Source organism: Vibrio sp. 10N.247.310.17 (genome assembly GCF_041466605.1).
Taxonomy (GTDB): Bacteria; Pseudomonadota; Gammaproteobacteria; order Enterobacterales; family Vibrionaceae; genus Vibrio; species Vibrio tasmaniensis_A.
In genome coordinates, this window is the sequence record NZ_JBFSTC010000001.1 from 16,647 (window position 1) to 31,872 (window position 15,226).

14 protein-coding genes are annotated in these 15,226 nt (G+C 43.2%); 8 read left to right on the forward strand and 6 right to left on the reverse strand.

What is annotated here, in order from left to right:
- The first annotated feature begins 65 nt into the window (after positions 1-65).
- Positions 66-764: a phosphate signaling complex protein PhoU gene (gene phoU, locus AB6D80_RS00075; protein WP_004735072.1), complete on the forward strand. Its 699-nt coding sequence runs from the start codon at positions 66-68 to the stop codon at positions 762-764.
- Between the two features lie 9 nt (positions 765-773).
- On the opposite strand, the gene AB6D80_RS00080 is transcribed toward phoU, so the two are convergent.
- Positions 774-1,265: a hypothetical protein gene (locus tag AB6D80_RS00080; RefSeq protein ID WP_371702249.1), complete on the reverse strand. Its 492-nt coding sequence runs from the start codon at positions 1,263-1,265 to the stop codon at positions 774-776.
- 384 nt (positions 1,266-1,649) lie between these two features.
- Here AB6D80_RS00080 and AB6D80_RS00085 point away from each other — a divergent pair, with 384 nt between their 5' ends.
- On the forward strand, positions 1,650-2,345 hold the full coding sequence (locus tag AB6D80_RS00085) for a hypothetical protein (protein WP_371702251.1): 696 nt from the start codon (positions 1,650-1,652) through the stop codon (positions 2,343-2,345).
- A 27-nt stretch (positions 2,346-2,372) separates the two neighbouring features.
- Here the strand turns inward: AB6D80_RS00085 and AB6D80_RS00090 are convergent, their stop codons facing one another.
- From AB6D80_RS00090 to AB6D80_RS00100, 3 genes are all read right to left on the reverse strand, one after another.
- On the reverse strand, positions 2,373-3,302 hold the full coding sequence (locus AB6D80_RS00090) for a LysR family transcriptional regulator (protein ID WP_372187479.1): 930 nt from the start codon (positions 3,300-3,302) through the stop codon (positions 2,373-2,375).
- Positions 3,303-3,401: 99 nt separating this feature from the next.
- A complete protein-coding gene (locus tag AB6D80_RS00095) occupies positions 3,402-4,145 on the reverse strand; it encodes a copper homeostasis protein CutC (RefSeq protein WP_371702255.1) in 744 nt (247 codons plus the stop codon).
- A gap of 317 nt (positions 4,146-4,462) precedes the next feature.
- Positions 4,463-5,071, reverse strand: coding sequence for a peroxiredoxin C (locus AB6D80_RS00100; RefSeq protein ID WP_009848275.1), 609 nt, complete (start codon positions 5,069-5,071; stop codon positions 4,463-4,465).
- A 209-nt stretch (positions 5,072-5,280) separates the two neighbouring features.
- On the opposite strand from AB6D80_RS00100, the gene AB6D80_RS00105 reads away from it, so the two are divergent.
- The gene (locus AB6D80_RS00105) at positions 5,281-6,186 is read left to right on the forward strand and encodes a hydrogen peroxide-inducible genes activator (protein WP_009848276.1); all 906 of its coding nucleotides are present in this window, start codon (positions 5,281-5,283) and stop codon (positions 6,184-6,186) included.
- A gap of 127 nt (positions 6,187-6,313) precedes the next feature.
- Here AB6D80_RS00105 and AB6D80_RS00110 read toward each other — a convergent pair whose 3' ends face one another.
- The gene (locus AB6D80_RS00110) at positions 6,314-8,254 is read right to left on the reverse strand and encodes a methyl-accepting chemotaxis protein (RefSeq protein ID WP_371702257.1); all 1,941 of its coding nucleotides are present in this window, start codon (positions 8,252-8,254) and stop codon (positions 6,314-6,316) included.
- A 270-nt stretch (positions 8,255-8,524) separates the two neighbouring features.
- On the reverse strand, positions 8,525-8,968 hold the full coding sequence (locus AB6D80_RS00115; RefSeq protein WP_009848278.1) for a CBS domain-containing protein: 444 nt from the start codon (positions 8,966-8,968) through the stop codon (positions 8,525-8,527).
- 335 nt (positions 8,969-9,303) lie between these two features.
- Here AB6D80_RS00115 and queA point away from each other — a divergent pair, with 335 nt between their 5' ends.
- The 5 genes from queA to secF all read left to right on the forward strand — a co-directional run bounded on the left by queA (position 9,304) and on the right by secF (position 14,966).
- Entirely contained in the window at positions 9,304-10,356 is a 1,053-nt protein-coding gene (queA, locus tag AB6D80_RS00120) for a tRNA preQ1(34) S-adenosylmethionine ribosyltransferase-isomerase QueA (protein ID WP_017099581.1), read from the forward strand.
- A gap of 194 nt (positions 10,357-10,550) precedes the next feature.
- Positions 10,551-11,687, forward strand: a complete 1,137-nt coding sequence (tgt, locus tag AB6D80_RS00125; protein ID WP_009848280.1) for a tRNA guanosine(34) transglycosylase Tgt — start codon at positions 10,551-10,553, stop codon at positions 11,685-11,687.
- 110 nt (positions 11,688-11,797) lie between these two features.
- Positions 11,798-12,127: a preprotein translocase subunit YajC gene (gene yajC, locus AB6D80_RS00130; protein WP_009848281.1), complete on the forward strand. Its 330-nt coding sequence runs from the start codon at positions 11,798-11,800 to the stop codon at positions 12,125-12,127.
- A 20-nt stretch (positions 12,128-12,147) separates the two neighbouring features.
- Positions 12,148-14,004 carry a protein translocase subunit SecD gene (gene secD, locus AB6D80_RS00135; RefSeq protein ID WP_372187481.1) on the forward strand — a complete coding sequence of 619 codons (1,857 nt, stop codon included), beginning with the start codon at positions 12,148-12,150 and terminating at the stop codon, positions 14,002-14,004.
- A gap of 14 nt (positions 14,005-14,018) precedes the next feature.
- A complete protein-coding gene (secF, locus tag AB6D80_RS00140; RefSeq protein WP_012603308.1) occupies positions 14,019-14,966 on the forward strand; it encodes a protein translocase subunit SecF in 948 nt (315 codons plus the stop codon).
- Positions 14,967-15,226 lie beyond the last annotated feature (260 nt).

The window sequence follows — 15,226 nt, forward strand, 5'->3', positions numbered from 1 at the left end:
CGCGCCATCTAGAGCTAAGTCACTCTAAAATAAATGACTTTATTCATTTCTTTTAAGGAGCTGACATGCATTTTGGTCGCCACATCTCAGGACAGTTTAATGTCGAATTAGAATCTATCCGTACACACGTATTAACTATGGGTGGATTGGTAGAGCAGCAGTTGTCATTTGCGATGCAAGCGCTTCATAAAGATGACGCGGAACTGGCCAAAAAAGTAATTCGTGACGACCATAAAGTGAATGCGATGGAAGTTTCAATCGATGAAGCATGTACTCGTATTATCGCGAAACGTCAGCCGACTGCCAAAGATCTGCGTTTGATTATGGCGATCATCAAAACCATTACTGATCTAGAACGTATTGGCGATGTGGCCTCTAAAATCGCACAGGGTGCGATTGAGATCCCTTCGACCAAAGAACAAAAATTTCACGTCTCGTTAGAACCATTGTGTCGTCAGGCTATCACTATGCTGCATCAAGTATTAGATGCTTTTGCTCGTATGGATGTAGACGCGGCGGCGGAAGTACATAAACTTGACGATAAGCTGGATGCGGAATATGAAGCTGTGATTCGTCAGTTGATGACGTACATGATGGAGGACCCTAAGAACATCCCCAATATCCTGCAAGTGATGTGGTCAGCTCGTGCGATTGAACGAGTGGGAGATCGTTGCCAAAATATCTGTGAATATATTATTTACTTTGTGAAAGGTAAAGATGTACGCCACCTTGGTGATCAAAGCCTAGATGACGCACTGAAGTAGGTATTAACTTTAGAAGCGAATAATTGCACCAAGGTTAAGGTTGATTGTTGTGTCGTAAGGCACGAAGGTCTTATTGTGATCAAAAATATTCATATCCACACCAGCTCGTAGCCCAAGCACTGGTGTTGCTTGGTAAACGTAGGCTCCACCTAGGCTTAAACCATGTGCTGTCTTCTCTTCAATTTCGCCGTTACGCGTTTTTGTTCCGTCATAACTCGCTACACCAATCTCCGCCTGAAAGCCGTGGTTCTGGTTGCTTCCAAACATATTTTGAATACCAACGCGGTACGCATCAACCGTTTCATCGTATCGGTCGCTGTCATACCAAAGCTGAGAATAGCTCAGATAAACCGCACCTAGATTTTCCACATCAGTAATACCTGCTTGTATTCCAAAACCATGATAAGAACCAATCTTTAGTTCAGGAGATAAGTGAAGACCATTTGAAAGTGCAGAGGTTGAGAATAAAGCTGAAGCTAAAAGAAGTGTTTTAAATTTCATGGTACCACCGAAGTAATTTTGCGCTCTCCTTAGCATTAGGTCGATCCATGCGTGAATCCAGTGAAATCACTGGCTAACGGTGATCATTATATGGGCTTTGAAAGAGCAGGCTAATTCGCATTGATTATCTCTGTGATAATGCTTGCTTATCAGCAGGAGTAAATCATTACACGTGATCTTTGGGTCTTACGTAGCCTTACAAAACGAGCGTGATAGAAGTGTCTAAACATAAGCTGATGTTCTGTAATGTATTTGTTTAAGGCTCATGAGAGAAATAACGATAGTATCGATATAGCTCATTGATGCTCGCTATATTCTTACTTATCTTTAATTTATTCTTTTACTGAATTTTTCCCTTACATTTATTTTTAGGTAGATATCAGTATGAAGAAGTTTCTTTTCGTTGTGACTCCTCTTTTCGCGTTAACTGCGTGCGGCAGCGTTGCCATCATGGACAAATCAGATGCGGTTAATCAGCAGCCAGAACTCATGGTTAAAACTGATGGTGATTTTTGGGGGTTAGGACAAGAAGGGACGTTTGATATTGCAGGTATGTACCAAGGTAAATATAGCCGAGATTCATCAGGTTCAACATGGTTTGAGACTGTTTCATTCAAAGAGGGTGAGCTGGCTGCTGAAATCACTAGAGTCGATAATGGCCAAGTGTGGAACTTAGTCTGTTCTGGCGCTGGCACTTCAGTTAACTACATGGGTGTTGATTTTGGTGGCAATAAACCTTACCGCTGTTCTGTATCTCAAAGCAATGAGAATATAGGAGAGTTCGTTTTAGAGCCTCAATCTGGGATGATCAGTGTTAGCTTAGAAAAGAAAGAAGCTGGCTACATCCGAGTTGGGGCGAATAAATATGACGTAGAAACTGTCCATTCAAGTAAAGACCTTTTAATGTCGGTAGAAAAACCACTAGGGTATAGCTTTAAACACGCTTCGCAAGAAGTAGCGGCTGCACAGACAAATGGAATGATAACGCTACAGATGTTACCTGAACTTAATGACGCTGAAAAAGACACATTAGTTATCGGTACTATTGCTAGCGCACTGAGCTGGCGTCCGGAAGAGTAAAATACAATATATAACTTTTAATCGAACTTACTTTTGTACTTGTTCTGATAAAACTTGCTCTATGAGTTTTGAAAGCCAATTTGTTAAAGGTGAGTTTCGATTTTTAATGTGTATATAACTATAGACCGGAGTTTTCAGTGTTTTTCCGTCCACTGAGACATCTATCCCGCGTAATGTCGGATAGTTTTCTACTGGGAAAAGGTTGGAATGGGGCATGTACATATCAGTATGTTGAATAACGTCGATCAGAGCCATGACCAACTCACTGCGAAAACCGATACGATGCTCGATGGAAAGGTCGGTTAGAATCTGAGACGCTAAGCTAAAATTGTCATTCCAACCTGGCGTTACTAAAGATGCGATTTCGTACCCTGCCATGTCATATGGAGTCACGGTGTTTTGCTTTAAAGGGTGATCTTTCCTAACAAATATACGTCCTGTTAATTCAATGAGCTGCCTTGTATAAACTTCTTTACTTGTCTTTTCCCCTAAGTCGCTTACTCCAATCAAAACCTCATCTTTTTGTATATCTGAGACAGACGAGTTTGACCATGGAACAAGCTTTAGTTTAGCGTTTGGTGCTTGCGCTTTTATATCTTTAAAAAGTGAGCCAGACAGACAAGAAAGCACCACTGGAGATAGGGCTATTTTCAACGTGTAATCGATCTCTTTCGGATCAAAAGTGTTTGATGTATTAACCGCGATAGATAGACCGTCCATGAATGGTTTTATTTGATTGGTGAGCTGCTCTGAAAATGCCGTAGGTTGTAAGCCTCCATGAACCTTTACGAAAAGGTCATCGTTGAAGTGGTGTCTTAGCTTTTGTAGGGCTTGGCTAACCGCTGGCTGAGAAACGAATAAACGTTCCGCAGCCTTTCTGGTGTTTTTTTCTTGATAAACAATAAGAAATGTTCGTAACAGGTTTAAATCAAGAGAGCTGAATAAGTCTTTAGCCATATCTGTCCATGAAAATTTTCTGTGCTATTAACTCTAATATACGCCAGTCCGCTAGATTCGTCAGCGTGGTTCTCTGGATTTGTGTTAGTGACGATTACCCTAAGCGGTGAGGGCAGCTCTCACATTGGATATCTTATTCGCATCAGTTACTGGTATCTGATAATCATCAACATCATTACTGCCCATTTGAGCGCTTGAATTGCTTTCCATTAGGCTGGGTCTTGTCGATTTACCTGAAAGGTGAAGTGCAGGTACTTGGGTGGAGCTTTGAATCATTTTGGCATTCGTTGCGTTGACGCCAGCACCAGCCATGATATCGATTCTGCCATCGGCTTGTTTGACCATATCTGCGAGCACATTGATGCCTTGCTCTGCATTAATAGCAAGCCCTGACGTCAGGATCCTTTCACATCCAAGCTCAATAATCTGCTCTAACGCTACTTTATAATCCTGAAGTTGGTCGATTGCACGGTGGAAGGTGATTGCTAGTTTGAATTGGTGAGCCTTGCTTGAGAGAATTTGCATTGCAGACATATCAATCTCACCATCAGGTGTTAGTACACCCAGAACGACGCCATTCAACCCTGCTCTTGCACAAGCTTCAATATCTTCCAGCATACAGAGGATATCGTCATAATCGAATATGAAGTCACCTTGTCTCGGTCGTATCATGGCATAAACTGGTACGGACGAAATTTTTGCCGCTTGCTTCATCATTCCGAAGCTTGGAGTTAACCCGCCAAGTGCTAATGAAGAGCAAAGCTCAATTCGATTCGCGCCACCAGATAGTGCGTTATATAGAGATTCTAAGTTATCGATACAGACTTCAATTTCGGTGTTCATCGTATTTATCCGTTCAAAAAGATACGGACGAAATCATAACAACCTAGATACGGATATGAATAGGTGGTAGCAGAGGAAAATAGGGGTAAAGTTTGTTCTTGTAACTGCCTCTATTAAATGTTGCAGAGACGGTTTAGGTAGAGAATTGTCGTCGGAGAGATATGAAAAAAGCCCGAAGCGTTAACTTCGGGCTTTTAATAGGACTTTACTTCTTAACTGATTGGCGGTGCGCTTTGCGCTATTAGCTTATGCTTTATTTCTCTTTATAGAGAGTCTTCCAACCATTAACCCGCGTTGAGTTCGGGCTTAAGAGGTAATTACTTGCTTAGGTCGTCAGCGTGCTCAGATAGGAATGCTGCAACACCTTGTGGAGATGCGTCCATACCTGATTTACCTTCTTCCCATTGTGCAGGACATACTTCACCGTTCTTCTCGTGGAAGTTTAGTGCGTCTACCATGCGTAGCATTTCGTCGATGTTACGACCTAGTGGAAGATCGTTAACTACTTGGTGACGTACAAGGCCGTCTGCGTCGATTAGGAAAGAACCACGGAAAGCAACGCCTGCTTCTGGGTGCTCAACATCGTATGCTTTGCAGATTTCGTGCTTAACGTCAGCAATTAGAGGGTATTTAACTTGACCGATACCGCCGTCAGCGATAGCAGTGTTACGCCATGCGTTGTGAGAGAATTGAGAATCGATAGAAACACCGATTACTTCAACGCCTTTAGCTTGGAAATCTTCTAGACGGTTGTCGAAAGCGATTAGCTCTGAAGGACAAACGAAAGTGAAGTCTAGTGGGTAGAAGAAAACTACCGCTTTCTTACCTTTAGTGAATTCTGCGAAGTTGAAGTTATCAACGATCTCACCGTTACCTAGAACAGCTGCTGCAGTAAAGTCAGGGGCTTGACGACCTACTAGTACCATTTGGAATCTCCTAAAAAATTAGTTGGCCCAACACATCTTTGTTTGGGCTCCGTTTCTACGGGACAAACTATAGTACAATCGGTACTATAGAAAAAAGCGAATTAAATAGATTAAGTTAATCGAAAAAAGCGATAAGCTTATTCTTTGTCCGTTCCTTAGGTCAAATGACCTTCACTTAAGTTATCCTACTCATATTACAAAGTAATTTCATGAATAAATGGCCAAGTCTTAAGCAACTTCACTATCTTGTTACTCTTCACGAAACTCGCCACTTTAGCGACGCTGCGGATCGCTGCTTCGTGAGTCAATCGACACTAAGTAAAGGCATTCAAAACCTGGAAGAACTCATTGGTTGTCCTCTCTATGAGAAGAAAGATAAAAAGAGCCCATTGGTTTTCACTCAAGCGGGTGAGCTGGTGGTTAAGCATGGTCGAGAGTTATTGGCGAAAGGGCAAGACTTGGTTGAGCTCGGAAATCTATGTAATGGAGACGCGATGCAAGGGCAGTTGCGAGTAGGGTGTATTCCTACTATTGCTCCATTCCTATTGTGCGATTTGGTACAAGAAGCGAACCAACGTTTTCCACAGTTGAACTTGTTGTTACGGGAAGACACGACCACTAACCTATTGGCTGCGTTGCGTCATGGTGAGTTGGATGTACTGATTCTGGCTTTGCCTGTCGATATCGACAACATGGAGAGCAAAGTTGTTGGGCAAGACCCTTTCAGAATGGTAATCAGCCGCAATCAAGCCGATGGTATTCGTGTTCCGATTAAATATGATGACCTGCCAGACGAATCTGTATTCTTGTTGGAGAACGAGCACTGCTTAACCGAGCACGCGGTATCAGCTTGTAAGCTAACCGACAAAGAGAAGATAAACCCGTTCACCGCCACAAGCCTACATACGTTGGTACAAATGGTGGCAAATGGTTTAGGAACCACCTTTATCCCACAAATGGCGATCGATCATGGTTTGTTGCAAAATCAGAATTTAGTGGTGATCGACCCGCCAGGCCAACAAGCATACCGAGACATAGGCCTTGTATGGCGACCAAGCTCGTCACGTCTTGAAACCTTTCATCAGTTAGCTGATGTGGTCTCAGAATTGCTTTAAAAAACTAGAAAATAAAATTCAAAAGAAAAAGAGCAGCTATTTGGCTGCTCTTTTTGTTTGTTCATTTGAAAAGAAAAACGCCACAAATAGTGGCGTTAGAAGCTTATTTATCTATTTTACTATAACGTTAGATTTTGAAAAAACTCAGCAAGTCTTTTTGCTTAACAGCTAATGAAGAGAGTTCTTCACTTGCCTGTTTGCTCTGCTCAATTCCTGAAACATTTTGATGAACAATATCAAAGGTCAGAGAAACATTTTGTGAAATATCTTGTGTTACGCCTGATTGTTCTTCAGACGCTGTGGCTACTTGTGTGTTCATATCAGATATTAGTTGTACAGAGTCAGTGATAGAAGCGAATGCAGCACGAAGCTGTTCGCTATACTGTCTAGATTCTTCTGCTAACGAAAGGTTGGATTGCATAAATTGGTTCGCATCTTTCGCTTGAGCCTGAAGGCGAGATATTATTTCTTGAATATCGACCGTTGATTGTTGCGTTTTAGCGGCAAGAGAACGAACTTCATCTGCAACTACCGCAAAGCCTCGGCCTTGCTCTCCCGCTCGAGCGGCTTCAATGGCTGCATTTAACGCAAGTAAGTTAGTTTGCTCAGAAATTGAATTGATCACTTCAATAACACTACCGATCTCTACCGAGTACTCTTGCAATTGATTAACGATGTTTGATGTTTCTTCGATCGAGTCTTCAACTTTTCGAGATATATCATCTGATGCATCGAGGGAAACACTGCCATCTTTGACATTTGTCGTTGCCCCAGTTGCAGCGCTCTCTGCGCTAGCTGCATTCTGGCTAACCTCACTCGCAGTACTAGAAAGTTCATTGATGGCTGTCGCGATTTGTTCCATTTGACTCAGTTCTTGTTGAGCATTTCCTTCTGTTTGGCTCATTACCGCGGTTAGCTCAACGGAGGCTGCTGAAACATTGTCTGAAATCTGGTGGAAACCATCGATTATTCGACGTAGTTCTTGGCGCATTTCTAAAATGTTTGCGTATATACCGGTTTCTTTACCCGTAATTGGAATCTGCTTTGAAAGATCACCAGCGGCGACTTCGGCAACAATTGCTTGGATGTCACTTGGCTCTCCTCCAACGACTTTCCATACACTGCGGTAAATCGAAACGGCAATGCTAAGAGAAGCGGCGACAACGAGAATTGAAAGAACGCCAAGCACAAATTGCGCGTTAGAGAATCGCTCGACCATATTAGGCCCGACAGAGTCTTGCTCTGACTTTGTTGATAGCTTTATCTCTTCAATTGTTTTTGCTGCATTAACACCAGCAAGATCAAGAGTCCCTGAAATGATGCCATTTCGCGTGTTTATAGTGTCAACGATTTTTGAAAATGTGTTGCGGTAAATTTTGAAGGCACTAGTGAAATCGTTTAAGTAGTTGATTTGTTCCATCGACATGAGTTGAGATTCGATTGTTTCTGCAAGTAGTGCGGCAGAGGCAAACTCTTTTTCAGCACGCTGAGCATCTTCTGTTTTATTGCTCGTCAGAAATTTAGAAGAGTACAATCTTGATAGCAATACATGCTGCTGAAGCTGTCCTGAACTGACAGCAACTTCTAAATCTTCTTCAGCTGAAGCCTGGGTCATTAGGTTAGTCACTGCCTCACGCATATTGACTCCTGATGGGTCTAAGGCCTCTTGAACTAGGTTGTTTCGAGTATTAACAAGTTGAACAACCTTGTTAAAGCCTTGGCTATATTGATCAAGCTGCTTCTTTATCGTTAGGAATTCATTTTTGTGTAGATCGTCAAGATGAGAGTCTAATATTTCATCTATCAATTGATTTGATGCGGTGATACGTCTATTCAGTTCAGAAGCATGTGACGGAATAGGGTTTTTAATATATTTAAGTGCAGATAAACGAGCTTCCAGTATATTGGCTTGGATTCGACCTGTTGAGACACTTGTTATTGCAAGAGAGCGGTAGGTGTTAAACCCATCACTCGATTGATAAAAGCGTAATGAAGCAACGACTGAAATAACCAAAATTAGCGCGAGAATCACGCCAAAACCTAAGGACAGCAATTTCTTTAAACTCATAAATATCATTCCTAGTAAGGCAGCTTGTTTTTATTCTTAACAAATTCTTACATGATTCTAACGATAAATATATCAATAAATAGTATGTATCCACTATATTTTGATGTCTAAGAATGATGGGTAAAATCGGTTGTTGATATTGTTGTTTTTTGTAACTTTTCTCTCGGCTTTTCATAAAAATAGATGAGATTTTAGACGTGTCAGAATTTAGATATGTTAAGAGCCTCAGGTTCAAAGGCTCTAAGGATTATCGTGAGTAATACAAACGGACTAACTTTCGACCTCTTCCGGTTCCGCTTCTTCTTGTAGCTCTAGCAGGTTAATGGCTATCGTAACGAAATCGCTGTCTGTAATGATGCCCACGAGTTCGTGGTTCTCTACGACAGGTAAACAGCCCACTTTGTGTTTCTGCATATAAACAGCAGACTCTTTTAGTCCTGCGCGCGGCTCTACAGACATAACACTCTTGTGCATGATGTCATTGAGTGGTGTTGCAAGAGTATAGGATTGAGCTTGTGGGATGTTTTGTAGGCTAGATTCTTGAGCGGCAAGAACGTCTCGCTGTGTGACGACGCCAAGTAGTTGTCTGTCGGCATCAACAACCGGAATATGGCGGATATCAAGCGCTTCCATCATGTGCTTTGCATCGGCCAGTGAGTGTGAGCGCAATAGGGTATGAGGGTTGCGAGTCATCATATCTTCAACCTTGATCATACGGACCTCCTTCTTTTTTATTTGTTGCTATTACTATAGTTTTTTATCCAAAAAATAACTGAGATCTAACGCATTTTTGGGTGAGTTTCATGCAACTAATTTTGGCTTTTTTATGAGGGGGAGTGGTCGTATTATTTTACGACTCTTTACAATAATCCAATGCTGTAAACCTTGCTATTGCGGCTCGTGTGCCTATACTAGCCCACTGCGAAATTTTTAGTCATGTTTACGATGTGTTTCTGGTAACGATTTACTTACCGAAACGATTGTTCGGCAACTTCGACTTAATATTCGTCAACGGCATAAATATCATCAACTAAGACAAGACTCGACACATGCAAGTTTCAGATTTTCACTTTGACCTACCAGATGAACTCATTGCTCGCTACCCTCAAGAGGAGCGCACAGCAAGCCGCCTACTTAAATTAGATGGCAACAATGGCAACCTAGCTGATGGTTCGTTTAAAGACGTTTTAGACTTGGTTGAGCCAGGCGATCTTGTTGTTTTTAATAACACTCGCGTGATTCCTGCTCGTGTATTCGGTCGCAAGGCATCAGGCGGTAAGCTTGAAGTGTTGGTTGAACGTATGCTGGATGAGAAAAGCATTCTTGCGCATGTTCGTTGTTCTAAATCACCGAAACCGGGTACCAAATTGTTCCTTGGTGAGAACGATGAGTATGAAGCTGAAATGGTGGCACGTCATGATGCGTTATTTGAAATCCATTTCACATCCGATCAAAGCGTTTTAGAGATTCTTAACAGTGTTGGTCACATGCCACTGCCTCCTTACATCGATCGTCCAGATGAAGACGCCGATAAAGAGCGCTACCAAACTGTCTATAATGAAAAGCCGGGTGCGGTTGCTGCGCCAACAGCAGGCCTTCACTTTGATGATAAGCTAATGGCTGACATGAAAGAAAAAGGTGTTGAGTTTGCTTACGTGACACTTCACGTTGGTGCTGGTACGTTCCAGCCAGTAAAAGTCGATAATATCAATGACCACCACATGCATGCTGAGTACGTTGAAGTACCGCAAGAAGTGGTGGATGCTGTAGCTGCTGCAAAAGCACGTGGCGGGCGTATTATTGCCGTTGGTACAACCTCTGTGCGTTCACTAGAAAGTGCGGCTCAAGATGCATTGAAAAATGGCACTGAGTTAGTTCCTTTCTTTGGTGACACAGAAATCTTCATCTTCCCTGGTTATGAATATCAGCTGGTGGATTGCTTGATTACCAACTTCCACTTACCAGAATCAACGCTGATTATGTTGGTGAGTGCATTTGCTGGCTACGACAATGTGATGGGCGCATACGATCACGCAGTGAAGAGCGAATACCGTTTCTTCAGCTACGGTGATGCGATGTTCATCAATAAGAAAACGAGCTAATTTTAGCTGGTTATAAACGATATAAGCAGAATTTACGGGTGCTAGCAGTAAGCTAGGAGTCGGGCAGGGTGTCTGTCTAATCTCTCGCAAGGAATACGCGACCGCTCCTCATAGAACCCACTAGACTGAACTTTTGTTTGGCCTAAGGTTCTGAATTAACAGTCAGATTGTTTCTCTGGCATATTGGAGGCTTCGTGAAATTAAAATACGAACTTAAAAAAACTAATAGCGGCGCACGTCGTGGTCAACTTCAGTTTGAACGCGGTACCGTTGAAACCCCAGCATTTATGCCTGTAGGTACTTACGGTACGGTAAAAGGCATGACACCTGAAGAAGTAAAAGACACAGGTGCTGAAATCCTATTAGGTAATACATTCCACCTATGGCTACGTCCTGGTCAAGAAATCATGAAACTGCACGGTGATTTGCACGATTTCATGAACTGGAAAGGTCCTATCTTGACTGATTCAGGTGGCTTCCAAGTATTCAGCCTAGGTGCAACGCGTAAAATCACTGAAGAAGGTGTTCATTTCCGTAATCCTGTAAACGGTGACAAGATTTTCATGGACGCTGAGAAGTCGATGGAAATCCAAAAGGATCTAGGTTCAGACATTGTAATGATCTTTGACGAATGTACGCCTTATCCTGCAACGCACAAAGAAGCTAAAGACTCAATGGAGATGTCTCTTCGTTGGGCTCAGCGTTCACGTGATCATTTTGATAAGCAAGAAAACCCGAACTCACTGTTCGGTATTGTACAAGGTGGCGTATACGAAGACCTTCGTGATGTATCCGTTAAAGGCCTAACAGAAATTGGCTTTGACGGTTACGCAGTAGGTGGTCTAGCAGTAGGTGAACCAAAAGAAGATATGCACCGCATTCTTGAGCACACATGTCCTCAACTGCCTGAAGATAAGCCTCGTTACCTAATGGGTGTAGGCAAACCTGAAGACTTGGTTGAAGGTGTTCGTCGCGGTATCGATATGTTTGACTGTGTTATGCCAACGCGAAATGCACGTAATGGTCACCTGTTTGTAACGGAAGGTGTGATCAAGATCCGTAATGCGAAGCATAAAACCGATACAACACCACTAGATTCAGATTGTGACTGTTACACTTGTAAGAACTACAGCAAGTCGTACTTACACCATTTGGATCGTTGTAACGAAATCCTAGGTGCTCGACTGAACACGATTCACAACCTGCGTTTCTACCAACGAGTAATGTCAGACATTCGTCAGTCTATCGATGAAGATCGCTTTGAAGAGTTCGTTGCAGAGTTCTACGCAAGAATGGGGCGTGAAGTGCCACCACTAGGTAAAGAATCTTAGTATTTCTTTTTTGCGAGCCCTATCTCTCTTCCGAGTGATGGGGCTTGAAAATAAAGGGATACGACCCAATTAGACAAACAATTACGAAAATATAATAGAGGATGTTTTAAATGTTTATTTCTCAAGCTCACGCAGCAGCAGAAGGTGCACCAGCAGGCGGCGGTTTCGAAATGCTTATCATGCTAGGTATGTTCGCTGTGATCTTCTACTTCATGATCTACCGTCCACAAGCTAAGCGTGTTAAAGAGCACAAGAGCCTTATGTCTTCTATGGGCAAAGGCGATGAAGTTCTTACAAGCGGCGGCCTAATCGGCAAGATCACTAAGATTGCTGAAGACAGCGACTACGTTGCTATCGAACTGAACGCAAACAACGAAGTCGTTATCAAGAAAGACTTCGTTACAGCAGTGCTACCAAAAGGTACTCTGAAATCACTATAAACAGCTAGAGGATCCTCGCTGTGCTAAACCGTTATCCGTTATGGAAGTATTTGATGGTGATGTTTGCCATCGCTATCGCTGCGTTGTACGCACTTCCAAATATATACGGTGAAGATCCGGCAGTTCAAGTTACAGGGGCGCGTGGCGCCTCTGTAGATCTGTCTACGCTGGATGCTGTCACCAATGCTCTTGAAGCAGAAAACCTTTCTACTAAATCCGTTGCTCTCGAAAACGATTCCATTCTTGTTCGATTTAACGATACAGATACGCAAATCAGTGCCCGTGATATCATCACAGAAGCACTAGGTGATGACGTTATCGTAGCTTTAAACCTAGCGGCTTCAACTCCTGATTGGCTTGAATCTATTGGTGCTGCACCAATGAAACTGGGTCTTGATCTACGTGGTGGTGTTCACTTCTTAATGGAAGTGGATATGGACGCTGCGATGCAAAAACTGGTTGGCCAACAAGAAGAAGCGTTCCGCAGTGAACTTCGTGAAGAGAAAATCCGCTACCGCGCTATTCGCCCATCGGGTAAAGATGCGGTTGAAGTGATTCTGCGTAACGAAGAGCAGCTTGCTGAAGCGAAATCGCTACTGCAATCTAAGCACCAAGATATGACGTTCGTAGATTCAGAATCTAACGGTCGTTTCTCTTTGATTGCTAACTTCACTGAAACTCGTCTTCAAGAAATCCGCAATTATGCGGTAGAGCAAAACATTACTATTCTACGTAACCGTGTTAACGAACTTGGTGTTGCTGAGCCTTTGGTTCAACGTCAAGGTGCTAGCCGTATCGTAGTGGAATTGCCAGGTGTTCAAGACACGGCTCGTGCTAAAGAAATTTTAGGCGCAACCGCGACTCTTGAATTCCGTGAAGTGGACAGCAGTGCCGATTTGGCCGCTGCAGCTTCTGGCCGTGCTCCTGCTGGTAGTGAAATTAAGCAAGACCGCGATGGTCGTCCTGTAGTACTTAAGAAACGCGTTATCTTAGGCGGTTCTAGCATTACAGATGCAAGCTCAAGTGTTGATGAATATGGTCGCCCACAAGTTAACATCTCGCTAGACAGCGAAGGTGGTAGCAAGATGTCTACATTCTCTCGTCAAAATATCGGTAAGCTAATGGCAACCGTATTTGCAGAGTATAAAGACAGCGGTCGTAAAACACCTGAAGGCCGAGTGATCCTAAGTAAGCACGAAGAAGTGATTAACCAAGCGACGATTCAATCTGCGCTTGGCCGTAACTTCCGTATTACAGGTATCGACTCAACGGCTGAAGCTCATAACTTGGCACTTCTACTACGTGCAGGTGCATTGATTGCGCCTATCTCGATTGTAGAAGAACGTACGATTGGTCCATCTATGGGTCAACAAAACATCGATATGGGTATCATGGCGATGGTTTGGGGTATGGCTGCAGTAATGCTGTTTACACTGCTTTACTACCGTACTTTCGGTTTGATTGCGAACGTCGCTCTGATGGCTAACTTAGTGTTGATTATTGGTGTGATGTCGATGATTCCTGGCGCGACAATGACGCTACCAGGCATTGCCGGTATCGTATTGACGGTCGGTATGGCAGTCGATGCCAACGTTCTTATCTTTGAGCGTATACGTGAAGAACTTCGAGATGGACGCAGTCCACAACAAGCGATTCACCAAGGTTATGCAAACGCATTTAGTACAATCGCCGATGCCAACATCACCACACTACTAACAGCAATCATTCTATTTGCTGTAGGTACAGGTGCGATTAAAGGCTTCGCGGTAACGTTATCAATTGGTATCTTGACTTCAATGTTTACAGCTATTATCGGAACACGTTGTATCGTGAACCTGATGTATGGCGGCAAACGCGTTAAGAAACTGTCGATCTAAGGCTAGGAATTAATATGTTTCAGATTCTAAAAGCAGACAAAATGATCGACTTCATGCGTTGGTCAAAGGTTGCCTTTTTATTCTCAATCTTGATGATTGGTACTGCTATCTTCACCCTAACAACGAAATCGTTGAATTGGGGTCTAGATTTTACCGGCGGAACCCTGATTGAAGTGGGCTTTGAGGAGCCAGCAAACCTACCTGATATTCGAAGCGCACTAGAAGCTGAAGGCTTTGGTGATGCTACGGTTCAGAACTTTGGTTCTGCGCGTGAGGTAATGGTTCGTCTACGTCCACGTGATGGTGTTGCGGGCGAAACGCTTGGTAACCAAATCCTGTCTGCAATTAAAGATGGTACTGGTGAGCAAGTTGAGATGCGTCGTATCGAGTTCGTTGGTCCAAACGTGGGTGATGAACTAACAGAAGCTGGTGGTCTTGCGATCTTAGTTTCTCTGATCTGTATCTTGATCTACGTATCCGTACGATTTGAATGGCGATTAGCTGCAGGTGCTGTATTAGCCCTAGCGCACGACGTTATCATCACACTAGGTGTGTTCTCTCTAATGCAAATTGAGGTCGACCTTACCATCGTGGCAGCCTTGCTAACGGTAGTCGGTTACTCCCTCAACGATACCATAGTGGTATTTGACCGTATTCGTGAGAACTTCCGTAAGATGCGTAAAGGCGAGGCACCTGAAGTGCTGAACAGCTCAATCACACAAACATTGAGCCGTACATTGATCACTTCTGGTACAACGTTATTCGTAGTTATCGCACTGTTCGTTCAGGGCGGCGCTATGATTCACGGCTTTGCGACTGCACTTCTACTGGGTATTACCGTTGGTACTTACTCTTCTATCTACGTTGCATCTGCACTAGCTATGAAGTTGGGTATTACGCGTGAACACCTAATGCCACCACAAGTGGATAAAGAAGGTGAAGAGTTTGACGAAATGCCTTAGGCCGCGGCTTAACAACTTTCGCTAAACCAAAAAAACCGCTGGGCAACTAGCGGTTTTTTTATGTCTGTATATTGTGGGTTAGCTTTTGGAACCGACTGAACATTGTCGTATTTACCAATACCAATACCAATACCAAGTGCCAAAGTAGCTAAGTCACTATCTAGTGACGATCTAAATACAGCCGACAGAGCAGTGATTTGTGTTCACTGTAACTAACCGACATTTTGGTCGTATCTCGTATCTCGTATCTCGTATCTCGT

Excerpts from the sequence above, each read along its gene's own strand:
- queA (WP_017099581.1), top strand. The coding sequence starts at position 9,304 with ATGCAAGTTTCAGATTTTCACTTTGACCTACCAGATGAACTCATTGCT.
- AB6D80_RS00110 (WP_371702257.1), bottom strand. The coding sequence starts at position 8,254 with ATGAGTTTAAAGAAATTGCTGTCCTTAGGTTTTGGCGTGATTCTCGCG.
- AB6D80_RS00100 (WP_009848275.1), bottom strand. The coding sequence starts at position 5,071 with ATGGTACTAGTAGGTCGTCAAGCCCCTGACTTTACTGCAGCAGCTGTT.
- AB6D80_RS00090 (WP_372187479.1), bottom strand. The coding sequence starts at position 3,302 with ATGGCTAAAGACTTATTCAGCTCTCTTGATTTAAACCTGTTACGAACA.
- AB6D80_RS00115 (WP_009848278.1), bottom strand. The coding sequence starts at position 8,968 with ATGATCAAGGTTGAAGATATGATGACTCGCAACCCTCATACCCTATTG.
- phoU (WP_004735072.1), top strand. The coding sequence starts at position 66 with ATGCATTTTGGTCGCCACATCTCAGGACAGTTTAATGTCGAATTAGAA.
- yajC (WP_009848281.1), top strand. The coding sequence starts at position 11,798 with ATGTTTATTTCTCAAGCTCACGCAGCAGCAGAAGGTGCACCAGCAGGC.
- AB6D80_RS00085 (WP_371702251.1), top strand. The coding sequence starts at position 1,650 with ATGAAGAAGTTTCTTTTCGTTGTGACTCCTCTTTTCGCGTTAACTGCG.
- secF (WP_012603308.1), top strand. The coding sequence starts at position 14,019 with ATGTTTCAGATTCTAAAAGCAGACAAAATGATCGACTTCATGCGTTGG.
- AB6D80_RS00105 (WP_009848276.1), top strand. The coding sequence starts at position 5,281 with ATGAATAAATGGCCAAGTCTTAAGCAACTTCACTATCTTGTTACTCTT.
- AB6D80_RS00095 (WP_371702255.1), bottom strand. The coding sequence starts at position 4,145 with ATGAACACCGAAATTGAAGTCTGTATCGATAACTTAGAATCTCTATAT.
- AB6D80_RS00080 (WP_371702249.1), bottom strand. The coding sequence starts at position 1,265 with ATGAAATTTAAAACACTTCTTTTAGCTTCAGCTTTATTCTCAACCTCT.